The sequence below is a fragment of the Bacillus cereus group sp. MYBK227-1 genome (assembly GCF_051916325.1).
Classification (GTDB): Bacteria; Bacillota; Bacilli; order Bacillales; family Bacillaceae_G; genus Bacillus_A; species Bacillus_A cereus.
In genome coordinates this window covers 1,283,349-1,303,945 of sequence record NZ_JBQAGK010000001.1, presented here as the reverse complement: position 1 = coordinate 1,303,945, position 20,597 = coordinate 1,283,349, and the positions used below count along the sequence as shown (strand labels likewise).

The following is a 20,597-nucleotide window of genomic DNA, read 5'->3' as shown; positions in this document are numbered from 1 at the left end:
TAAAACTCAATATTCTGTTCATACTATAATTACATTTAGAGACACATCCCTGTTTGGAGCAGTTAGCTTTTGCTAGCTGCTCTTTTATTTAGAGTTGATTGTCACTCCTACTACAGCATTTTCATATGTTATTGTGTAGCCGCATCTTTTCAGTTGTAGGCTCATTCATTTTATTTCTTAAAAACCTTCATGAAGTATCATGCACTACACACTCCGAGGAAAAGCGCTGTTCGAAGGCGCTCTTTTTTTATCCTAATAATATTCACGATTTTGTACATACTACTCATAAGCTGCTTTCTTAACAGTGTTTGCAGCCCGGAACCTTTTTTGGGAAAAGGAGCAGTTAGCTTTTGCTATCTGCTCTTTATTTGTAAAAAGCACTCAATTAACTGGACTCACATATAATATTCTGAGTTCCTTTCTTTATAAAATAGTCGTTATAAAATGGGTCTCGTCACGAGAGCACTTTACTAAGTGCTCTTTTTATGTTCCAACTTAATACAAAATGAAATTTTTATATACATAAATACCTGACTAAATCCCTATAATAATTAAAAATTCAGGTGGTATTCAATGAAAACAGTACTCACGACCCTTAAATATTTATTAATTACACTTGGAATTACTTTCTTAGTTATTCTAGGTTACATATGGTATTTTCCACATTAATTCAAATAGCGTTTTGTTCAAATTAACGACCATAAAATCGGACATATTTACCAGTGTTTTTACCAATAAATTCATGATTACCTTAAGTTTTTTTCACCTTTTAATTGGACAGGCATATGATGTTTTATGGAGGCATCCACTTATAGCAATCTACGTTTCTTGTCAAAGGGCATACTTATATGTGTGCTCTTTTTGTTTGTTATGAAGACACGCTTTTGTTCACATTTCTGATACATTTATGAAACATTCATGTGTTATCTTTAGTAAGTCCTTTAACTACAGAAAGATTTATTATGTAAAAAGTCCTAGTCCCCTCTAGGGATTTTTACATTGAGATAACGATTTTATAATTCATCAACATCTTCATGCCCGCGTAATACATCTGTAAACATTACTGAATTTCTTGCTTTTCTCCTTAAAAAACGTTATATACTACATTTGAAATAAGTGAATTTGCTTATTATCTTTCCTCATTTCCCATGTGACACAACCTTTTATTGAGCGCTAGGATCAATCCTAGCCTTTTTTACGCAAGATAAAGATTTTATTTAAACTCGCACCTACACCAAAAACATACATACAATATTATGGGTATTATTTTTCAATATTAGTTTTGGTCAGAGCGTCTTTCTCTCAAGGCGCTCTTTATTCTTTAATGACAGGCTCCATAACTCCAAGTAAGGCATACAATATTAAAAATTCACTCGTAAAAATCTGATTACGATTTTCTGAATTTTTTATATTTCATGAGACATTTACATACCTTACTAAGGGTGCATATAAAAATGCGCTCTTTTTGGTATGGAATGTGAAATAAAGGCTTGCTCTTAAAACCTTTTATGTAATTATTGTGGGGGGGTTCCTTACACCAGTGTGTCTGTTTACTCATAAGTTGTTAAAGTATAAATATAAATTGTTAGTTAATTTATAAGGGAGGTGTAAAAATGAGTAAATTTAAAAAGAATTGTCACATACCCTTTCCATGTGCCTTTCCTTTACCTCAAATCGGGTCTACTGGATTAACTGGTGCTACTGGACCTTCGGGACCTACTGGAGCTACCGGACCTTCAGGTGGACCTCGGGGACCTACCGGGCCTACTGGAATTCAAGGTAGCCTGGGACCTACTGGGCCTCAAGGTATTTCTGGACCTCAAGGGATTCCTGGGATTTCTGGATCTATTGGTCCAACTGGACCTTCTGGAATTCAAGGTATCCAAGGTATCCAAGGCATTCCTGGCATTCAAGGTCCTATTGGACCCACTGGAATAACAGGGGTCACTGGAATTCAAGGGATTCCTGGCATTCCTGGCATTCAAGGGATTCAAGGGATTCAAGGGATTCCTGGTCCGACCGGCCCTCAAGGGATTCCTGGCATTCCTGGTTCTGTAGGTCCAACTGGACCTTCTGGAGCTGTTGGACCTACCGGCCCTTCCGGGGGACCGCCAGGACCAACGGGCCCCACTGGACCTTCTGGGGGACCACCAGGACCAACCGGAGTGACTGGCCCCACTGGACCTTCTGGGTCACCAGGACCAACCGGACTTCAAGGTATTCAAGGTATCCAAGGGATTCCTGGCCCCACTGGACCTCAAGGAAGTCAAGGGATTCAGGGGATTCAAGGTAATCCGGGGCCTATTGGTCCTATTGGACCTACTGGAATAACTGGGGCGACTGGAATTCAGGGTATCCAAGGTATTCAAGGTAATCCGGGACTTATTGGACCTATCGGCCCGACTGGCCCAACTGGGCTTCAAGGTATCCAAGGCATCCAAGGCATTCCTGGGCCTACTGGATTACCAGGAACCGCTGGAGCTACCGGATCTACTGGACCTACCGGACTTACAGTATCTGGGTTATCTCATTATGCTTATGTTTTCAATACAGCAGCTCAAGTTGTTGCCTTAGAAGCACCTATTCTTTTTAATTCACATGGTAGAATGACATCTGGTTTTACTCATACGCTGGGAACTTCTCAATTAATGGTTCTTAATGCAGGTGATTATAAAATTTCTTTTTCTGTATCAGGAGTTGAACCTAATCAATTCACACTTTTTTTAAATGGCGCTCCGGTTACCAGCGCAGTTTATGGATCAGGTGCAGGGACTCAACCAAACAACGGGCAAACAATTATCGCTTTAGCTGCAGGTGATATTATTACCCTTAATAATCATACTTCTGCCGCTGCAGTTACTTTGCAGACTTTGGCAGGTGGAACACAAACGAATATAAATGCTTCGATTGTAATTGAAAAATTAAATTAATTTAATCATTTATTTCTTGAAACTCTAGCAGTTAATAACCTAGAGTGGATTCTTTTTTTAACAAGCAGTTAGCTTTTGCTAGCTGCTCTTTTAATTAGTTGCGATAGATAAGACTTTGAAGTTATCTTCATTTTTCCCCCCGCTTACCACTGTACGTGCGATTTTCATCGCATACAGCGCCCCATCTTATCCTTTTATACTAAAGCAACTAGATTACAAACAATGTTGTACTCACCAACGTATTAATTCCCCTTTCTTACGAAAGGTCACATCATCTTACTCGATCCTGTGAGTTACATCTAATTGATTTAGTTTTCAAAGAACAAGACTAGGGACTATCCCTCCACATTCGTTACATGCTTCGTCGGTACTGTGTCCCCACTTTCACAAGAATGAAACAATTTCGGTTCGTTAGAACCCTATATGCATCTGTCCGCTAGTAGGCATTGGTGACAGTTTCTTGCTTACCACGTTCCGATTGACTTAGCTTTACATATATCCTTAGGTGCTTGCTGTAAGCCTATTATCTTTACATCCTCATTGTTAGATGTTCCGAATTTCATATTATTTACTCTTACTTTTCGGTAGATAAAGTCATCAATGACGACATACACATTTCAGTTTAGACCCGTACATTCGCAAGTTCGCCAGTCCGTTAGGACATTCTCACCATAGATATTTTATAGCATCCCGACCTATCCATTACCATATGATTTCTCACTTAGGTTTTGTTCAGCCGACCTCACCTAGCTTCATACAATTTGTGACTACTATCACGCCTTGCATGTAGGAGTATCAGATAAGTAGTTTCAGCTCAACCTGACGGCTTTCATTCCTACTTTCAGTCAATTAGTTGTTGCTATCAAATTGATAACCCTTCTATTTCGTGTTTACACACTTATAAGGAAACGCGTCGCGCAAATAACGATTTTGTTTAGTTTTCAAACCTTTTATCTACAACGAATTCTTAAATTAATATATAATAATACATATATTTAAAACAATTTATTATTAGGAGGTGTAATTATGTCATTTGCAGCATGGAGTGCTATTTTTATGACTTTAATCGGAGCAATATCCGGAGCTATATTTGGTACAATCTCTTCTAGAAACAAGAGCAAAAGTACGAACTAAAAAACCTAATAATAAAAGTTAATATCTATTTCAGTGCCAGCTGATACTTCCTAGACATTTCAGCTGGCATTTTCTGTTCAAATAAGGATTTTATTTAATTCCCGTTCATCTTTTTGATTTCTTCGAATACATTAATATCACAAGAAATTCTACATGGTGCTCTGGTCCAGTTACCTTGAATTTCTTGCAGACCTTGAGAGAAGAATCCGTTTTTAACAAACGGGTTCTTTTATTTTTGGTCATACAACAAGAAGTTTGTTAAAAAATTAATTAAATTCTACATCCTGGTGCATTCTATATCTAAAAGGACTAATCATAAAAATCTTAAAATACATTGCTCTTATTATTGGATGGATCACATTGATATCTTTTGGGTATGCTATATTCTTTTTGTAATTATTTCTTTGCCGCACTTTTAATTTTCCCATTAAAATTTATCACCATTAGGCAAAAATCACATATATTATTTATGGATTGTTATTCATAGTTTTAGGCGGAGCACCCTGGTCAGGTGCTCTTTTTTTATTAATCAAATAACTATTTTATTAAGTTTTTTATACCAGTAGTACATCTCTTATTAACTTGTTACTTTTATTTTTCCTGAAAAAATAAAAACGTTTGTTTGTATTTTTTATTAATGCCCATTTCCTCTTTTTCTGCATTCCTATAAATAGACAACAGCATAGGATAAAAAGTAAATGATAAAATTATGAGAGGAGCTTGGATATGCAACATACTCCACGTTATTATTATCAATCTCAAAGCCCAATGGATAGCATCTGGAATAACAATAATTGGATTTACGCTTGGAATCCTTATTATTACAGTTACAACAATAATGCTTTGGACCACAACCGATATCCTTATTGTGAAAATTTCAGATTAACAGATTATGGAACTAGACCATTTGTATTGAATATTAATCAAGCCACCAAACAAAACAATACTTACCGAACCGCTATCTGGACAGGAAAAAACTTACAAGTAACTTTAATGAGTATTAATGTTGGTGATGACATAGGTTTAGAAGTACACCCTACAACCGATCAATTCATACGTATTGAAGAGGGTCAAGGACTCGTTCAAATGGGTGATACCAAAGATAAATTAGATTTTCAAGAAATGGTCTATGATGACTATGCAATTATGATACCTGCTGGAAAATGGCATAATGTAATTAATATGGGGAATAAACCACTTAAAATTTACTCTATATATGCACCTCCAGAACATCCCTATGGTACAGTTCATGAAACAAAAGCGATTGCCATGTCTACTGAAGCAAATCGGTATTACTAATGAGAAAATATCTTAGTCTTAAACAAAATTATTGCTTAAATACTTCAAAACCATAAAAAATTTAAAATAACTCTTAGTCATAGAGCCACTTAAAAACCACTCTTTAATTTTTGAATAAAGATTTTATCTATATCTATTCACTAATCTCATACTCTGACATACAATAATAGTGCCTTTCTATATAATGTGAGTTCGTCACTGTCGTTATAATGAGGTATAAGGAGCGCTCACGATTAGCGCTCTTTTTATTTAAATAAAGATTTTGTTTACTTTTGCTAGCTACCCTTCCCTTGTATAAATGCACCTTTTTTACATACCATATTAAAATCCAAATAATCCTCTTTTAGGACGGTACTAATATGAACAAGACATTAAAATACATTTTAATCTTCTTTTGTGCATTGTTTTATATTGTAATTATGGGCTGTATTGTCTATCTAAACTTTGTTTAAGAGTATTTTATTTCCAAGCAAGAAATCTAAGATCAAATATAAACATTTATAATTAGTAGGCATAAGGAGCGCACTACAAGGCACTCTTTAGCTTTAAAATAAGAATTTTGTTAAAAACTTACATACAAATGTTTTTCGTTATATAATTAAATTATCAATATATTAGGAGTGTTAATTATGTCAGAAACAATAATGATTTTGTTATACATTTGTTTCGGATTGAGTGCAGTTTTTAGCTTAATAAAGGAATTGAAAAAGCCACAGAAAAACCAGTTCTTGATTTTAGTTGATTCTCTAATTTTGCTAGGAGCTCTATTCCTAGTAAGTAGCATCTTCATCTAAATTACATAACCAGAACTCTATTAGGAAGCAGTTCAAAAAGTGAACTGCTTTTTTTATTAAATTAACTATTTTATGAAGCTTTTAAATATCCGATTTCCCGTGCATATTCACGCATCTTTTCCATTCCTTCTTCTGACCAACCCCAATGAATACAGTACAATCCTCCATAACCATTTCTACCGTTCGAATTATCGTTACCGAATATAAAGTCTGTGAAATCTCTGATTAGCCCCCACATTGTTCCTCCACCAGAGAAATTATGCTCCTGTTTCTTGTTCATGTATGAACTTCTTGTCATACGCATCGGAACATTCGTGCCGTGGTCAACGTACCAAAGGTTTCTACCATCGTGTTTAAAATGAGCAATACTATCTTTGTAACGAAAGAACTCTCTCTCGTTATCTGCAAGATATTTAATAAGTAAATTCACGATTTCAATCCGTTTTTGCTTGTCCATCTTTCAATCCCCTTTACGAATAATCTTTTTTACATTACACATACTACCCGTAAGTCGACTTCCCACGGCGGTACTCTTTCAAAACGGGGCTCACTCCTCCGAATTGTTTAAGAACACGGCAGGTAACTTAGTCAATTACCTGCCATTTTCTATTCAAATAATACTTTTGTTTATTTGAAACCAATTAACTAATATTTTAAAAATAGGAAACAATTAGCTAATGTTTTTTCTGAATACTCATGATATTATTTGGTTGCTGGTGTTCATCAACCCGAGCATTCAGTAACACCATCCACAGACTCTACTCTCATCCTTCCCTTTTGAGAGTAGAGCTTGTATTTATAGAACTCCCCTTAATGCTCTCTGTATATTTGTACAAAATTCAAATTTGATTAAAGTAACTGTGTTTTTCGTTCTTCCATACGAATTACTTTTCCATTTTGATATACAAATGATTGTTCACCAAATCCACCTTGAGGTGGTTCTATTAGTTGGACCTGACCATTTTTAACAACATATATTCCGTTTATTTCCAAATCTATTTCAGCTGTCATTTCTACAAGATTTTCTTTAATAATTCCCACTAAGACCACTCCCGTATGTTATGATTATTTTGTCGAAGCAAGTCAGGAGCAATCTCGACTTTTTTATTTTGTTATAGATATTCCACAACATTATCAGGAATAAATGATTGTTCTAATAATAAATAAAGTCGTATCGAAATCGGTTCTTTATTATCTCTCGCAGACTTGCAAAGCTCCTCCGCTTCTTCCCACTCGAACTGTTTATCTTCCACTCGTTTAAATCTCCAAATCCCAATTGTATATTCCTCAAATAATTCATACTGATCATTTGGCGCTGTTGTTGGTTTTAATTCATCAGTAGCTCTTACTTGCTTTGGTACTTGAACAACTATGTCCGTAAAACGAACTTTAGAATTTAATCGATGAATATGTGCTTTCTCAGTATCGAATGCTACTACAGACTCAACATCAAATATTGTTAACTGCTTTGGCATTACAATCCTCCTAAGCCTCTTTTTTATATTTAGATAACACTTGTTCTAAACGTTTACGTTCACCCTCTAAATCCATTTCATCGTGCTTTACAGGCTGAGATTGCACTTCTGTATCTTGAGTATGTAACCAATCAGGGACGATTTCTTTTCTAGTATTACTTCTCCCACCACGAGACTGGTATTTCTTACGGAATTGAGTTTGTGCAGCTTCAACATCAGTAATACTCTTATACCCCTTAGCATGCCAATCTCTTAAAATACCTTGTACATAAGACATATTAGGTGCATTCTTTTCTAAAGCTATTTGCATTGCTTTAATAACAAGCTGCTCATTTAGATCATCAATCCAAGCGGTAATCCCCTCTGCTACAAATGGTTTAAGAACTCCAAAATTTTGCTCATAAAATGCTATTGGATTTTCTTCTGCAACTTTTTTATCTCTTGAGCAGCTTGCTGCTTCTTCTTTTGTTTTTGTTTCTTCTTTTTCTTTTGTTTCTGTTTTTGTTTTTGTTTCTTCTTTTTCCTTCATAGGGTCTTCGAAGCCCCTTATAAGCCACTCAAAACGAGCTTGGAAGTATTCCTTAATACGAGGAATTTTAAAATCTTGCTGCTGTTCTAAATCTAAACATGTCTCATAAAAATCAATTAAAAAATCTTCACACTTAATATTCTGGATTTCTTTTAACACACACTTTTCAATATTCATATTTGTAATAGCATTGAATTTAAGCCAATTAATCAACATAATTTCTTTCGTCTTTTTGTTGTAATGAATTTTCCCATAATCAGCAAAACGCTCTAACAGCTTTTCAACCGTTTCACGGTTATATCCTGTATCCATTTCTATCACTCGTAATGGAAGCTCATAGATACCACTCTGAGAAGTTTTGCTATTAGTCATTAAGTATAAGTAGAAGTATTTCTCCTCCGGTGTAAGATCTAAAACGAAAGCATCTTGCCAATATGAAACTTGAACAGGTCTATAAACTGCCATATTATTCATCCTCCATTGTTTTACTTGGTTTGCTTTGATATACTTAATCTCCAATTCAATTTTTAGAAAGACTCTCTATTAGAGTCTAAAATCTATCACTCTGCAAAGTGATAGATTTTTTATTTTTTATTTTTTATTTTTTACGACTAACTAATGATGCATTAATCCCCTTTTCTTGAAACCTTTTAATAACTACACGATAACTCTTAGATATTTCATGTTCCTCTTTTTCATTACGAAGGCTCTTGAATTCTTTTGCGCATCTATTTAATTCCTTCTCCCAATGATCTGCTTCATCTAATGAACCAGCATTGAACATGTTATGAATACATGTAACCATGCAATTATGTAATTCATTCGCAAAGGTAAAATCCCCTGGTAGAACTAAATCAAACAGACGATTACATTCTGATTTCATGACTTATTCCTCATTTCTATTAATTTGATACTGTACGCATCGTTATAAACAGAAAGAAAAAGCAGAACCTCTTAAAAGATGGGGCTCAGACTTTCTGATCATAACGACAAGCACAATTGCTTGTCGCATTAAATTGAAGTATGCTATAATTCATATGTTAATTTTCTTGGCTATCGCGGGCTATGCGGTAGTCTTTTCTTTTTTATTTTTGTTTTTCAAAACGAAAGCTGCTTCTATAATTCGAATTCTTATCTCCATCAACTTCTTCTCTTGCTTTAAGTTTTTTGCTTTCCTATAGTCTCCACAAACTGATGCAATTCGAATATCACCATATAAATTTGCTTCCTTACGAATTAGAGCTTTATATTGATTTAAAGTTGGACTTACATAATCAATCTTCATAACTTAAACCTCCCCAATAAAATAATTAAATTAAGCTTTTATATACTTCCTAGCTCGTAATGATACTTTCCAGTACTTAAAGACTTCTTTCATTGAAATACCATATTGATCACATAGGACCGCTACGAGGCTCATCATTGAACCTGTAGCATCCAAGACTACATGCATTACCTTTTTCAAATCTTCTTTCTCACTTTCGGACCAAGTTTGTGAAGGCTTAAACCAACATACCGTATCGAGTTGTTTCAAAGCTTCATTTATTTCTTGATTGACCATGTACCTCATGCTTGTAGGATGAATATCTATATGCTCTCCATTAAAGAATGGGATACTTACATGACCTGTTGCTTCATTCCACATTTTAAAAAATAACTGCGGATCATCAATTCCTTCTGTAATGCATTTTCTTAAATCTTCTGGTAATCGTCGCTGTTCAGTTTCATATTTTGCTAGTGACTCACGACTCACGGGGATTTCTAAGGAGAGTTGTTCTTGGGTGATTCCCTTTCGTTTTCGTGCCATAGCAACTTCTTTTCCTATGGACATCGTTTACTTCCCCCATTCGTACCTAAAGCATTATTTATTTGTGACAACTTACTATGGTAATTTGTTATTAGACGGATTCTTTAAATGGATTGTAATACTCCGTATTGTTTTCTACCCATTCAGTGTGATTCTCCATCCACTTAAAAAGAAGGTGTGTAGGAATAAGAACTCCTGCTTCGCGACATACTGGAAAATCAGAACGGTTTAATAACTCAGATGCTTTAGTGCGTTTAATATGTAATAATGCCATCAATTCTGTAATAGTTAAAAATGGTGGTAATTCTTTCATTGGTTGAAGGTGCTCAGTTGCTTTTTGCACCTCTTCACGGATGATTTGACGGAATGATTCAATGTCGAAATTGATCATAGCTCTCCCCTTTTTTGCTGTTTTAGCAAATTTTATTTTAAAAAAAGATCCTCTATTTTGCAATCTAATACTTTTGCTATAAATGGTAAATGATTTGCCTTAAACATATACTTTCCTTTTTCGTATTTCATATACGTGGAAGCATTCTTAAAACCAAGCACTTCTGCTAGATCTAACAACGTAATCTGTAGTTCCAAACGTCTATTTTGAATAAAATCCAAATTCAACTTCTCCAAACTTCCATCTCCTTTTTTGCTAAAATAGCAAATGTATATCTATATAATATTTTGCTATTACAGCAAAGTCAAGCTTTTTTTGCTATTTCAACAAATCACTTTTTCCATTTTGGAAAAAATGATAAAATACCTTTAGATAATCTTAAATTTGACATAATAATGTTTTTAGGAAGTTGGTGAAAAAATGTCAGAATCCACAATTGGCTATCGAATAAAACAATTACGTGAAAAAAGAAAATGGTCACAAATAGAATTCGCAAAAAAAATGGGGATTAATAACAGTGTGCTATCCAGAATTGAAAGTGGAAAAAGACCTATTGAGGACTCCTTAATTAGCAAAGCTGCTGACATTTTTAACGTTTCTTCTGACTATCTTCTAGGAAGAGAAAGTGATTCTAATAATAGATTATTTGTGGAAAATCTTTTTGAAGATCAAAACTTAGGTCTCTGGTTTAAAGATATTAAAGACGCCTCTCCAGAGAAACAAGAAGAACTTAAACAATTTTGGGAATTTATCAAACAAAAAGAAAACAAACGTTAATTATATGAATAAACAAAAAAACTCAATAAGTGTAGTTATTTTTGTTTATTCATTTCCTTTTTAAAATATTAAATAATAATATAAAGATTTATAGTTATATATACTAATCTGATAGGACAAGTATTACACCTCTAATATTACCCTCATTTTATCTGCTAATTACCTGAATTCAAGCGTATGTCTAATATAGATAAAACTCTAAATGATTTAAAATTTTGAATACACCTAAACCTACTCCTACTTTCTGTATAATTATATTCTTATTGAGGAATTATTACTGTTCGCATAACGGAGACTTCCTCTCACATATAGCCAGTTCCTTAAGTTGTTAATAGATAGTGGATTATAATTATATCAATACCCTATCTTATAAGTTTGCCTTCCAATTTTTACTTTTCCATTATAAAATAAGAACGAATGTTCTTATTTTATTTGAATGGAGTGTAAATTTTGTTTCAATCGCAACCCTATTACAATACACAACTTGAAGACTATATCCAGCACTTGTACCAATCCTTATCTATTTTTGTTCCCGAGCAAATTGATATGATGGAGATTGCGAAAAAGCTAAACATTTTGCTGTACTTTGCTCCGTTTGGAAGTCATGCAATGGAAAGAAATCAAATAGCTAACTTAGTTATTGATAATCGTATCTCTCAGCAAGAACAATGGGAGGATTTTGGCCACGAGACTTGTCATATCCTATTTCATTCAGGTAATCAATTATTAATGCATCAAATGTTTCTAAATTATCAAGAAGCAAAGGCTAAAAACTTCGCACAACAATTTTGTGTACCTACTTTTATGTTACGAAAGCTTCCTCCCCTACAGTTAAAAGCATATATAATCTCAGAAAAGTTTAATGTAACAACACAGTTTGCTGAAAAAAGGCTTTTACATTATGAAAATCAATTATTAGCAAGTAAATTACAGAATCAAATATCACAATACTGTAATTTTCAAAAATAACGATTTAGGAGGTATTGAATATGAAAGGAAGTTTTCGTAAACGTGGAAATACGTGGTCTTTTACAATTGATATCGGTATAGATCCGGCCACAGGAAAACGCCAGCAAAAAAGCAAGAGTGGATTTAGAACAAAAAAAGAAGCCCAAAATGCTGCTGCAACGATGATTACAGAGATAGAGAAAGGAATATATTTTGATGACAAACAATTAACTGTTTTAGATGTGTGGGAAAAATTAAAGCCCCTTCGTAAAGCTGAATTAAAAATTACATCTTATGAAAAAGACATAAGCTTAGTTAAGCTCTATATCCTTCCCCCATTTAGTTATAAAAAAATTAAAAGTATTAAGTCCGTAATGATTCAAAGCTACTATGCTGAACTTAAAGAAAAAGGCCTGTCAAATGGTACAATCAGCAATATCCATCGCTGCTTCCGATGCATATTCAAACATGCAGTAGAATGGGAAATCATACATGATAATATAATGAATAAGGTTAAAAAACCACGTGAAGAGCAAGGTGAGATGAAAACATGGTCTAGCGAAGAATGTAATCGATTCCTCCAGTATCTAAAAGAAAAAAATATTAAGTACCATATGTTCTTCTTACTTGCAATCTATACAGGTATGAGACGCGGAGAATTACTTGCACTAACATGGAAAGATATTGACTTTGATAATAAACGTATCCTGGTTAATAAATCACTTGTAAAAACAGAAAAAGGACTATTTAAAGCTGCTACAAAAACTAAGTCCTCAAATAGAAGTATTAGTATCTCTTCTTTTGTTATAGGAAAGTTACAATCCTACTACTCCTATAAAAAGAAAGAATTTTTCCGTTGGGGTATACACTTGAATGAAGAGGCGTTTATTTTCACCGGCAATACGATACATTCGCCCTTACATATAGATGCTCCTCATCGCTTTTTGAATGATCACTATAAAAAAGCTGGTGTTCCTCGGATTCGTATACACGACTTACGACATACTCATGCTACACTTATGCTTCAGGCTGGAGAACATCCTAAAATCGTACAAGATCGCTTAGGACATTCATCTATTCAAATGACTTTAGACAAGTATAGCCACATCACACAGAACATGCAGCGACAAGCAGCAGAAAACTTCGAGAGCATAATAAAATCTAATGAAAACACCTGATAACAAATGAAAAGATTTAATGTGAGCAAAATGTGAGCATCGAGGAAAACCAACACTTATAAACCTTGATATAATAAGGTTTTCCATACTATATCGTTGAATCTTGGGAGAAGAATGAGCAGTTTTAGGGTTGTTTATTTGATAAAATATAAAAAACACAAAAGTGCCAAACCCCTTATACCACAAGGGTTTCGGCACTTTTTAATATCTAAAACAAATTTTATTGAAATAATTATTTTTATAGATTTCATACTTTTTTATATAGTACGTGAACATATACAGTACAAAAATACACCTTTGTATACACATTTTTAGAAACATCTTACGTTTATCAAACAATAACCAAAAGACGTACCTGCAACCTCATCATATAAATAATAGATATTAAAAAGAGGACACTATAAGCGCCCTCTTCCTTAGGTTTTAAATATGTTCTCCATGATCCATAAACACTTCAATTGCTTCGTTTTGTGGTATGTCTTTTGCATTAGTAAGACCAAAAGTAAAAACAGCGGATAACATCATCATTAATAAGATTGCTTTTTTCATTTTAGCGCCCTTCTTTCTATGCTCTTTTTGTCTGCATCTAAAGCGATGTGCAAATACTTGCTTGCTTTTCTGTGATTTTCTGAACCATAGAATATTTCACCTAAAAGAGAAGCATATTCTTTTACCCAATCATATAATTCTTCTTTTTCAAAATACGAAATACCTTCTATAACCACATTTTCTAATTCTTCTTGCGGTACATAGTTATGTACTGCTTTTAAAATTCGGAAATGATGACGATAACATAAGTCGCTAATCTTATAGCCATTCTCAATATATTCATTAGCGATATGACTATAACCTAACTTAAAATGTTCTCTTGCTAAAAGAAACATAGTTTTAGCGTTATTTTCTAATGAATCCTCTAAGTGTTTAATTGCTAACTCTGGCATGTTTTGACTTGCGTATAAAAGTTCTAAATTATGCTTAACTCGTTTAATAAGAAGTTCATCATTAGATTTTTGGAAGGTACCTAGTGCTGAAAGTAAATATTCCTCTGCACTTTCGAATTCATTTAGTCGAATGTGTGCCATTCCTAAAGTATTTAAGCATGCTGCAGTTTTTAATTCATACCCTGGACTAATTGAAAATACTTCATTCGCCTTTGTAGCAAATTGAACTGCTAGGATCGGTTTTAATACGTGATAGTAATGGACTGCAAGCCAATAATTAAATTCAGCTTTTTCAATTTCATCATGCATGTACTCTAAAAACGTTTCAGCTTTTTCAAATTGCATTCTTGCTTCACTATGGTTTGCTTTATTAATAGCGTAAATTGCTTTAAATAAATGATGATAGTACTCTAAAAATGTTTCTGTAGACTCTGGTAAAGGCTCGATTTTGTCCAGAATATCTTTTGTACTATCCATATCCCGAATTAGCAGTTTATACCGCGCATTCAATAAAGCGTAGTAGACTAATATTGTTTGGTCTTCCTTAATATTATTGATTTTATTTGCAATATCTTCTTTTATTTTCTGAGACTGTAATACACGTTGTGAAATCATAGCTTGATACCAGTCGTTTAATAATTTTGTGATTTCTTCTTTAGAAATAATGTCAACACTCATCTACTTCTACCCCCTTTTGTTAAATGTTATCATGACATGCTTGTTTGCATAAATAAGTTTTTGAATATTCTAACTCGAAAAAATTATTTTTGAATATTCACGTTAACAAAATGGTCCCTTTTCAAACCCCAAAAAAAGAACACACATTCGTTTGTAGTGGAGTTAAAAAAACAAAAGTGAGGTATTACATCATGGAATATAACGGCTTTCCTGTAGTACGTGGAAGATGTATGGTGAAATGGAATCCGTTTGCTTCAATACCGGAGCAATACGAGGAAATACATAGAATGTTTGAGGAACAATATAAAGTACCTAAACCTTTTTTAACACAAGATACTATGGAACGAATAGAAAGAGCGTTAATGCAATCTTTTCACGAGGAAGAAGAAATACATATCTCATACTATCGTGATGGAATGGTGCAAGACATGTACATAAATGTATTACATATTGAACCGATGACGAAAACTATATATTGTACAGATGCTTTTGGTTTGAATACTAAGTTTAAGTTTGATGAATTGGTGAATATAAATTAAAAGAAGCCGCCCGACAGGACTGAAGTGCACCCCAATTGTTAGACACAGCCTAACAATTGGGGTGCACTTCACATATATAGGTGGCTTTTGTACGACAAAAAAAGAGCTCTGCTATACAGCAGAGCAAAAGAAAAATATATAACCCTATAAAAATAATACAAATTATTGATACTTTCAAAAGACGAAATTTAAATTTCCATCACAATAATACCTATGTTTAAGTATGAAACATTCTACCTTCCCTATAGCTATGAATATTCTTATTTTAGAATTCCATAGTATCCAAATAGCTCTTTGAGAAATACCTCAATACCGAACTTCTTCAAAGAATCTTTTCTTTATTCAAAGAGAAGTTCTAAAACTTTTTTCTTATCTTTGTCTCTTCCATAATGAATCAACCTATGACAGTTCGGACATATACTAACTATATTTCCAACAACATCTAAACTATTTTCAAAATCATGTTGCATTCTTAACGGTATTAGATGATGGACCTCCATATAATTTTTTCGGCTGGCTTCCGATACAAATGTTTCATGTGTGTCATCTATTTCACATTTAAATTCTGCCTGTTTAATAGCTTGTTTAGCTTTTTTCGGATCACGAGGCCATACTTCCCTACCAGATTCCATTTTAGTTTTTTTTCGATTTTCCGATTTCTCTTCTTCTGCAATCTTTACTTTACTAAAATCCGAATCAATATTAGTAAATCCTTGTGGTGTATGGTTCAATTTGTAGCCAAAGAAAGCTGCGAATTCGATTGCTTTAATGTTTACAGGTTTTAGGTCCTTAATAAAATAGATGTATTCCCAAGTTTCATCATTATCGTTTGTTTTCTAAATTTTTCTAGCCACATCTGGGTTATGAGTCTTAGCAAAAATTGTCCCGAAAAACTTAAATTCCCCTTTAGAATATGCTAAAATCCCGTCACCCTCTTTTAACTTTTCCCATCTATCAACATTTGAAGAACCAGGAGTTGCTCCCCACATACATACATTCTCATGTAATTCATTATCTTTAAGTTTAGTTACTGTATCGGCATCTAAATCTGCTAAACATGTAGAAATAGGATATATTTTTTCAATAGTAGCTTCCAAATTTTTTATAGCACTATTATTACTTGCAGTAAAAAGATATAACATATTTAATTCCACCTTTTTTAAATTTCATTATATTTCTTTTTAGAGTCTCGAGATTTCTCTACTGGATATTTTTTATTATTTTTTCTATTTCGTTTATAATAATCTCTTCTAAGTCAATATCCAATTGATCTGCCAACTCATCTTTCATGTCTTCTTTTTTTGTTTCTACAGCTTCCTCACTGCTTTTCCACTGAAAATTCTCCAACAACTCACTCGCCTCTAAAGAAAGAGAAATAGCTAAATCTTTAGGATTGTGGAACTGCTTCCAGTTCCTATCATCCCGAAATTTTAGGACTTTCTCTAAAATAGTTTGATTCATTTTTTGAATCCCCCAGTTACTTTTCATTGGTAAACTCTTCTATTTATCAGGTAAACTATCATAAAAACGTTCAATGGCCGCTACTAAAACTAAATCTTCTAAATGAGCAGTTTTAGGGTTGTTTATTTTTAAAAACATCAAAAATGCCAAATCCCTTATGTCACAAAGGATTTGGCATTTTTAAGTATCTAGAACACTCGCTAAGTTTAAGGAAAACTTAACAGACATGCGTCCGGCATAATGCCATGTCCACACCCAAGGATCGGTTACATAAAATAACGTATCTAACATGGGAAGTCTATTGGTCTTTTCCCCTTATAGTAACACTCTCTTCTACTAAGACCTTTTCTTTCTAGGACCTACAATTAATTTAATCGCTGTTCTATCTTCATTATTGATAGAAATCTCTTGAAATGCTGGTACGAAGGCTAAGTCAATACCACTTGGAGCGACGAACCCTCTTGCAATCGCAATTGCTTTAATCGCTTGATTTATAGCTCCAGCCCCAATCGCTTGAATTTCCACATTACCACTTGTTCTTAGTACACCCGCTATTGCACCCGCGACTGAATTTGGGCTTGATTTTGAAGATACCTTTAATATATTTTCCATGTAAGTTGCTCCCTCTATTATTTAATCTCTCTTTCGTTACAATTTTAAATATTTTAGCGTATCTTTAATTACTATTCACACCAAAAACAAACGATGCTTCATATGTACATTATTCTATATTTTCTGACTTCTTCCTGCTCAGCTACGCAAATAAAAAAATAAACTGAATAACCTAATATACATACAGTTAAATGCCATAACTTCACCAAATGATAACATCCATACAGCGAAAGATAATATTGCTGTTTGTCAGACGAAATTAATATAGTAAAGTGAAACTTTAATGAGTGGGGGTTTTGTTCATCCCCACCTAACTTCTTTGCTTTCGCTGAATTTTGAGATGGGAGTCTTACTGCTCGGAAAATAGCGGGATAAACGTTTCCTCGTTACTTCAATCTATTTAGAAATTCCATTTATTTTTCTATCAAATTATGAACCTTATCATCTTCAAAAGGTGTTACAGGTAATACCCAAATACTACATTTCATCATTTGACCACTTTATATTCCACATCTATCTCCTTTTATAGTACAAGCATACACGCCAATTGTGATTCACCTTCATAAACTACTATGTGGTTTAAATTTATTAAGAATAGGAGGTAATATATTGGGTTCATACTATCATTCTTCAAACTCGTATAAAAAATGTTCATGTGACCATTCACATAAACGCAGCTGTCCTGCATACGGAACTTTTTGGCAAACTGAATTTATAACTGTTCCTTTTGGCGATCCTTTTCCATTTAATCACGTTGGACCTTTAGCAGGAGGCGTTTCCTTACTAAATCCTACTACTATACACTTTAGACAATTTGGTGATTATAGAGTTTCGTTCATTTCCAGTATTAATACTACTTTAAATCCTGTATTTCCACATATCCCAGTCATAACTATATTTTTAAATAACAATCCACTTGCTAATAGTCAAGGTGACTTCGCTATTCAAATGAATACTTCATCAAATAACGAATGTCTTCAACTCGTTGGCGAAACGATTGTTACAGTGCCTGCTAATTCAACTCTTCAACTTAGAAATAATAGTGGTTTTAATCGTCAAAGTATTGTAACTTGTGACAATGGTATAAATTCAGTTGAATTAACAGTTACAAAACTAAGTTAATATTATTTCTTTACATTCAGATGCTATTTCAGCATCTTTTTTTATTGAATAACAGTTTTCTTCGACTTTTATTATCTTTCATCACGCAAAAAAAGTGCAGAATTCTTTCTAACACAAGATTTCTGCACTTTTTTATTATACTTATTTATTCTTCCTTATTTCTCTACATAAACCGACTTAACAATCGTACGATTATATGATTTTCCTTCTTTATTCATCCCTTTTATATCCATCGTAACGTTATATACTCCCGGTTGTTTTATATCTTTCAAAGCACCTGTAAATGTATTCGTATTAACATTTTGTAATTCATTAAATTCAGAGACTAACTTACCTTCTTTATTAACGACTCTTACTGTTATGGAAAGATCCCCTTTCATTTCAGGTGCTACAGGTGATTTTTTCAGTTTATACTCAGGTTTATTTACTTTAACTTTTGTAGGCATTTGAAGAACAAATGGCGCGCCATCCTTGTAATCGCTTACAACTAAATATGCATCTTTCGACTGCTTCGCCATCATTTTGATTTTCCATTCGCCTACTTCCAATTTATCAAACTTAAATGTTCTAATTGTCGCCCCATTAAAAAAAGATTCGCCTTCACTAGTAGTTATAGCGCTATCTTTATTTGCATAGATTTTTCCTTTTGGAGATACCATTTGTACTTCAACATCAGAAGAAGCAGTTAGTACAGAAACTATTCCTTCAGCCTTTTTATCAACAGAAATACTTTGCTCTATCCACTGATTTTGTGGTAATTCGCCTCCTAAAATATTTTGATTTGAAGTTGTATTTAATTGTTCTAGATTTTCATTTGAACTAGTGCTAGATGCTACTAAAGCTGGTAATCCCACATTTGTCGTACGTAAATATGGTTCAATTCGTGCAAAAACAGCTGATCCTTTTCTTATATTGTCATGATCAAATCTGGAATCTGTAAATAAATGTGTACCGTACGATAGCTTGGCACTCCATTCATTTACTAGTCCATCATTTGAACCGTACGATGATAAATATAACCCACCCATAGATAATGCAGAAAATGTTGGCCCCCAGCTAGTTCCAGTAGCCGTATAGTAACGGTTTAATTTAGCTGCTGGGTTGTTATCTATTATTGAACGAAACTTTGCCATTTCACCTATTTGTAACGAGTACGTACCATCATCTTTTTGACCTAATATAGAAGCAAGCCACCCTGCCCACCAACTATATGACAAATCTGCTAAATTTGAGCCGTGATGCGGTGTAGCAAGTGTAATAACATTTCCAACAAATCGATTCGCACCATATTCAACTAATGCGGCTTGTGTATCAATACCACCTTTACTATGCGCTACAATATTAACTTTTTTACCGAAATGATTATATATTTCTTCCAGTTTTTGTGCTAACAATTTTCCGTTATCCCACTGACTAGCCGAACCTTTCCCCGCAGCATCATACAATTGTATAAACACTGTTTGATAGCCTGCTTTTAAAGCATAATCATACATATCATTTATATCATGATATACTGTCTTTCCATACCAACTATCAGCATTACCATTTCTTCCTTGTACAAAGAGAATTGGCGGTTTATTCTCATCATAATTAGCAGGTTTTTGGCCTAAAAACCATTCTCCAGGTGTGAATACTTCTGTATCAGGAAACCCCTTTCCAAGCTCTTTTACAACTTCTGCCTGTACATTTGTGCTAATCGTTGGAGCCATGATAAAAAATACAATTAGTAAGGCCACACATCTTCTCATCAGTCGCATATTACTCCCCCTATTTTTTTGAAAGAAGGTGTTCTTTATAATATTTTATATTTTCCCTTCCTTAATAATAGCTAATCTTTTATTTTAAAAAGATGTTAGCCCTATTTTTAGAAGGTTACTAGTTGTATACCCTCTTTCTTAACTCTCGTTATTCTCTTTGTTTCTACCTCTTCCTTTTGATAGAATACGACAAAAAAGTTTCTCAATAATTGTTAACTTAGCTAC

General features: G+C 33.7%; 23 protein-coding genes. 7 read left to right on the top strand and 16 right to left on the bottom strand.

The window, feature by feature from the left end; all coding sequences use genetic code 11:
* Window positions 1-1,613 precede the first annotated feature (1,613 nt).
* Together ACTFRM_RS06985 and ACTFRM_RS06980 are read left to right on the top strand one after the other, a co-directional pair.
* A complete protein-coding gene (locus tag ACTFRM_RS06985; protein ID WP_063536212.1) occupies window positions 1,614-2,930 on the top strand; it encodes a BclA C-terminal domain-containing protein in 1,317 nt (438 codons plus the stop codon).
* A 1,860-nt stretch (window positions 2,931-4,790) separates the two neighbouring features.
* Window positions 4,791-5,363 carry a cupin domain-containing protein gene (locus tag ACTFRM_RS06980; protein WP_098818813.1) on the top strand — a complete coding sequence of 191 codons (573 nt, stop codon included), beginning with the start codon at window positions 4,791-4,793 and terminating at the stop codon, window positions 5,361-5,363.
* Between the two features lie 864 nt (window positions 5,364-6,227).
* On the opposite strand, the gene ACTFRM_RS06975 is transcribed toward ACTFRM_RS06980, so the two are convergent.
* From ACTFRM_RS06975 to ACTFRM_RS06935, 9 genes are all read right to left on the bottom strand, one after another.
* On the bottom strand, window positions 6,228-6,614 hold the full coding sequence (locus tag ACTFRM_RS06975; RefSeq protein ID WP_061684752.1) for a hypothetical protein: 387 nt from the start codon (window positions 6,612-6,614) through the stop codon (window positions 6,228-6,230).
* A gap of 392 nt (window positions 6,615-7,006) precedes the next feature.
* Window positions 7,007-7,198 carry a DUF3954 domain-containing protein gene (locus ACTFRM_RS06970; protein ID WP_061139392.1) on the bottom strand — a complete coding sequence of 64 codons (192 nt, stop codon included), beginning with the start codon at window positions 7,196-7,198 and terminating at the stop codon, window positions 7,007-7,009.
* Between the two features lie 71 nt (window positions 7,199-7,269).
* Window positions 7,270-7,632, bottom strand: coding sequence for a cell division protein SepF (locus ACTFRM_RS06965; protein WP_368506220.1), 363 nt, complete (start codon window positions 7,630-7,632; stop codon window positions 7,270-7,272).
* A gap of 10 nt (window positions 7,633-7,642) precedes the next feature.
* Window positions 7,643-8,626 (bottom strand): DnaD domain-containing protein, encoded by a 984-nt coding sequence (locus ACTFRM_RS06960; protein WP_440043140.1) that lies wholly within the window; start codon window positions 8,624-8,626, stop codon window positions 7,643-7,645.
* Between the two features lie 133 nt (window positions 8,627-8,759).
* The gene (locus tag ACTFRM_RS06955) at window positions 8,760-9,044 is read right to left on the bottom strand and encodes a hypothetical protein (RefSeq protein WP_044797199.1); all 285 of its coding nucleotides are present in this window, start codon (window positions 9,042-9,044) and stop codon (window positions 8,760-8,762) included.
* Between the two features lie 180 nt (window positions 9,045-9,224).
* Window positions 9,225-9,446, bottom strand: coding sequence for an RNA polymerase subunit sigma (locus ACTFRM_RS06950; protein WP_368506217.1), 222 nt, complete (start codon window positions 9,444-9,446; stop codon window positions 9,225-9,227).
* Window positions 9,447-9,476: 30 nt separating this feature from the next.
* Window positions 9,477-9,992: a helix-turn-helix domain-containing protein gene (locus ACTFRM_RS06945; RefSeq protein WP_098134315.1), complete on the bottom strand. Its 516-nt coding sequence runs from the start codon at window positions 9,990-9,992 to the stop codon at window positions 9,477-9,479.
* A gap of 67 nt (window positions 9,993-10,059) precedes the next feature.
* Entirely contained in the window at window positions 10,060-10,359 is a 300-nt protein-coding gene (locus tag ACTFRM_RS06940) for a DNA-binding protein (RefSeq protein ID WP_086392334.1), read from the bottom strand.
* Window positions 10,360-10,391: 32 nt separating this feature from the next.
* Window positions 10,392-10,595, bottom strand: coding sequence for a helix-turn-helix domain-containing protein (locus ACTFRM_RS06935; RefSeq protein ID WP_016091031.1), 204 nt, complete (start codon window positions 10,593-10,595; stop codon window positions 10,392-10,394).
* A gap of 184 nt (window positions 10,596-10,779) precedes the next feature.
* Here ACTFRM_RS06935 and ACTFRM_RS06930 point away from each other — a divergent pair, with 184 nt between their 5' ends.
* The 3 genes from ACTFRM_RS06930 (at window position 10,780) to ACTFRM_RS06920 (ending at window position 13,262) form a co-directional block, all read left to right on the top strand.
* The gene (locus ACTFRM_RS06930) at window positions 10,780-11,136 is read left to right on the top strand and encodes a helix-turn-helix domain-containing protein (RefSeq protein ID WP_000004574.1); all 357 of its coding nucleotides are present in this window, start codon (window positions 10,780-10,782) and stop codon (window positions 11,134-11,136) included.
* A gap of 450 nt (window positions 11,137-11,586) precedes the next feature.
* The gene (locus ACTFRM_RS06925; RefSeq protein WP_400154594.1) at window positions 11,587-12,105 is read left to right on the top strand and encodes an ImmA/IrrE family metallo-endopeptidase; all 519 of its coding nucleotides are present in this window, start codon (window positions 11,587-11,589) and stop codon (window positions 12,103-12,105) included.
* A gap of 20 nt (window positions 12,106-12,125) precedes the next feature.
* Window positions 12,126-13,262 (top strand): tyrosine-type recombinase/integrase, encoded by a 1,137-nt coding sequence (locus ACTFRM_RS06920; protein WP_400154593.1) that lies wholly within the window; start codon window positions 12,126-12,128, stop codon window positions 13,260-13,262.
* A 423-nt stretch (window positions 13,263-13,685) separates the two neighbouring features.
* Here the strand turns inward: ACTFRM_RS06920 and ACTFRM_RS06915 are convergent, their stop codons facing one another.
* The gene (locus tag ACTFRM_RS06915) at window positions 13,686-13,811 is read right to left on the bottom strand and encodes an aspartate phosphatase (protein WP_000709201.1); all 126 of its coding nucleotides are present in this window, start codon (window positions 13,809-13,811) and stop codon (window positions 13,686-13,688) included.
* Window positions 13,808-14,881 (bottom strand): hypothetical protein, encoded by a 1,074-nt coding sequence (locus ACTFRM_RS06910; RefSeq protein ID WP_440043138.1) that lies wholly within the window; start codon window positions 14,879-14,881, stop codon window positions 13,808-13,810. Before ACTFRM_RS06910 ends, ACTFRM_RS06915 begins: the two co-directional genes overlap by 4 nt.
* Before the next feature lie 191 nt (window positions 14,882-15,072).
* Here ACTFRM_RS06910 and ACTFRM_RS06905 point away from each other — a divergent pair, with 191 nt between their 5' ends.
* Window positions 15,073-15,420 carry a YolD-like family protein gene (locus ACTFRM_RS06905; protein ID WP_000456179.1) on the top strand — a complete coding sequence of 116 codons (348 nt, stop codon included), beginning with the start codon at window positions 15,073-15,075 and terminating at the stop codon, window positions 15,418-15,420.
* 338 nt (window positions 15,421-15,758) lie between these two features.
* Here the strand turns inward: ACTFRM_RS06905 and ACTFRM_RS06900 are convergent, their stop codons facing one another.
* The 4 genes from ACTFRM_RS06900 to ACTFRM_RS06885 form a co-directional block, all read right to left on the bottom strand.
* Entirely contained in the window at window positions 15,759-16,151 is a 393-nt protein-coding gene (locus ACTFRM_RS06900) for an HNH endonuclease (protein ID WP_173600559.1), read from the bottom strand.
* A 105-nt stretch (window positions 16,152-16,256) separates the two neighbouring features.
* Window positions 16,257-16,562: a restriction endonuclease gene (locus ACTFRM_RS06895; RefSeq protein WP_173600560.1), complete on the bottom strand. Its 306-nt coding sequence runs from the start codon at window positions 16,560-16,562 to the stop codon at window positions 16,257-16,259.
* Between the two features lie 58 nt (window positions 16,563-16,620).
* A complete protein-coding gene (locus ACTFRM_RS06890) occupies window positions 16,621-16,908 on the bottom strand; it encodes a MazG-like family protein (RefSeq protein WP_217362700.1) in 288 nt (95 codons plus the stop codon).
* A gap of 309 nt (window positions 16,909-17,217) precedes the next feature.
* On the bottom strand, window positions 17,218-17,493 hold the full coding sequence (locus tag ACTFRM_RS06885) for a stage V sporulation protein S (RefSeq protein WP_000427799.1): 276 nt from the start codon (window positions 17,491-17,493) through the stop codon (window positions 17,218-17,220).
* 609 nt (window positions 17,494-18,102) lie between these two features.
* Between ACTFRM_RS06885 and ACTFRM_RS06880 the strand changes: the two genes are divergently transcribed.
* Window positions 18,103-18,615, top strand: a complete 513-nt coding sequence (locus tag ACTFRM_RS06880) for a hypothetical protein (protein WP_000536148.1) — start codon at window positions 18,103-18,105, stop codon at window positions 18,613-18,615.
* 155 nt (window positions 18,616-18,770) lie between these two features.
* Here ACTFRM_RS06880 and ACTFRM_RS06875 read toward each other — a convergent pair whose 3' ends face one another.
* A complete protein-coding gene (locus tag ACTFRM_RS06875; RefSeq protein WP_001238704.1) occupies window positions 18,771-20,372 on the bottom strand; it encodes an esterase/lipase family protein in 1,602 nt (533 codons plus the stop codon).
* Window positions 20,373-20,597 lie beyond the last annotated feature (225 nt).

Excerpts from the sequence above, each read along its gene's own strand:
- ACTFRM_RS06965 (WP_368506220.1), bottom strand. The coding sequence starts at position 7,632 with ATGCCAAAGCAGTTAACAATATTTGATGTTGAGTCTGTAGTAGCATTC.
- ACTFRM_RS06875 (WP_001238704.1), bottom strand. The coding sequence starts at position 20,372 with ATGCGACTGATGAGAAGATGTGTGGCCTTACTAATTGTATTTTTTATC.
- ACTFRM_RS06945 (WP_098134315.1), bottom strand. The coding sequence starts at position 9,992 with ATGTCCATAGGAAAAGAAGTTGCTATGGCACGAAAACGAAAGGGAATC.
- ACTFRM_RS06950 (WP_368506217.1), bottom strand. The coding sequence starts at position 9,446 with ATGAAGATTGATTATGTAAGTCCAACTTTAAATCAATATAAAGCTCTA.
- ACTFRM_RS06960 (WP_440043140.1), bottom strand. The coding sequence starts at position 8,626 with ATGGCAGTTTATAGACCTGTTCAAGTTTCATATTGGCAAGATGCTTTC.
- ACTFRM_RS06985 (WP_063536212.1), top strand. The coding sequence starts at position 1,614 with ATGAGTAAATTTAAAAAGAATTGTCACATACCCTTTCCATGTGCCTTT.
- ACTFRM_RS06920 (WP_400154593.1), top strand. The coding sequence starts at position 12,126 with ATGAAAGGAAGTTTTCGTAAACGTGGAAATACGTGGTCTTTTACAATT.
- ACTFRM_RS06915 (WP_000709201.1), bottom strand. The coding sequence starts at position 13,811 with ATGAAAAAAGCAATCTTATTAATGATGATGTTATCCGCTGTTTTTACT.
- ACTFRM_RS06980 (WP_098818813.1), top strand. The coding sequence starts at position 4,791 with ATGCAACATACTCCACGTTATTATTATCAATCTCAAAGCCCAATGGAT.
- ACTFRM_RS06890 (WP_217362700.1), bottom strand. The coding sequence starts at position 16,908 with ATGAAAAGTAACTGGGGGATTCAAAAAATGAATCAAACTATTTTAGAG.
- ACTFRM_RS06905 (WP_000456179.1), top strand. The coding sequence starts at position 15,073 with ATGGAATATAACGGCTTTCCTGTAGTACGTGGAAGATGTATGGTGAAA.
- ACTFRM_RS06930 (WP_000004574.1), top strand. The coding sequence starts at position 10,780 with ATGTCAGAATCCACAATTGGCTATCGAATAAAACAATTACGTGAAAAA.
- ACTFRM_RS06910 (WP_440043138.1), bottom strand. The coding sequence starts at position 14,881 with ATGAGTGTTGACATTATTTCTAAAGAAGAAATCACAAAATTATTAAAC.
- ACTFRM_RS06975 (WP_061684752.1), bottom strand. The coding sequence starts at position 6,614 with ATGGACAAGCAAAAACGGATTGAAATCGTGAATTTACTTATTAAATAT.
- ACTFRM_RS06895 (WP_173600560.1), bottom strand. The coding sequence starts at position 16,562 with ATGTTATATCTTTTTACTGCAAGTAATAATAGTGCTATAAAAAATTTG.
- ACTFRM_RS06955 (WP_044797199.1), bottom strand. The coding sequence starts at position 9,044 with ATGAAATCAGAATGTAATCGTCTGTTTGATTTAGTTCTACCAGGGGAT.
- ACTFRM_RS06940 (WP_086392334.1), bottom strand. The coding sequence starts at position 10,359 with ATGATCAATTTCGACATTGAATCATTCCGTCAAATCATCCGTGAAGAG.
- ACTFRM_RS06885 (WP_000427799.1), bottom strand. The coding sequence starts at position 17,493 with ATGGAAAATATATTAAAGGTATCTTCAAAATCAAGCCCAAATTCAGTC.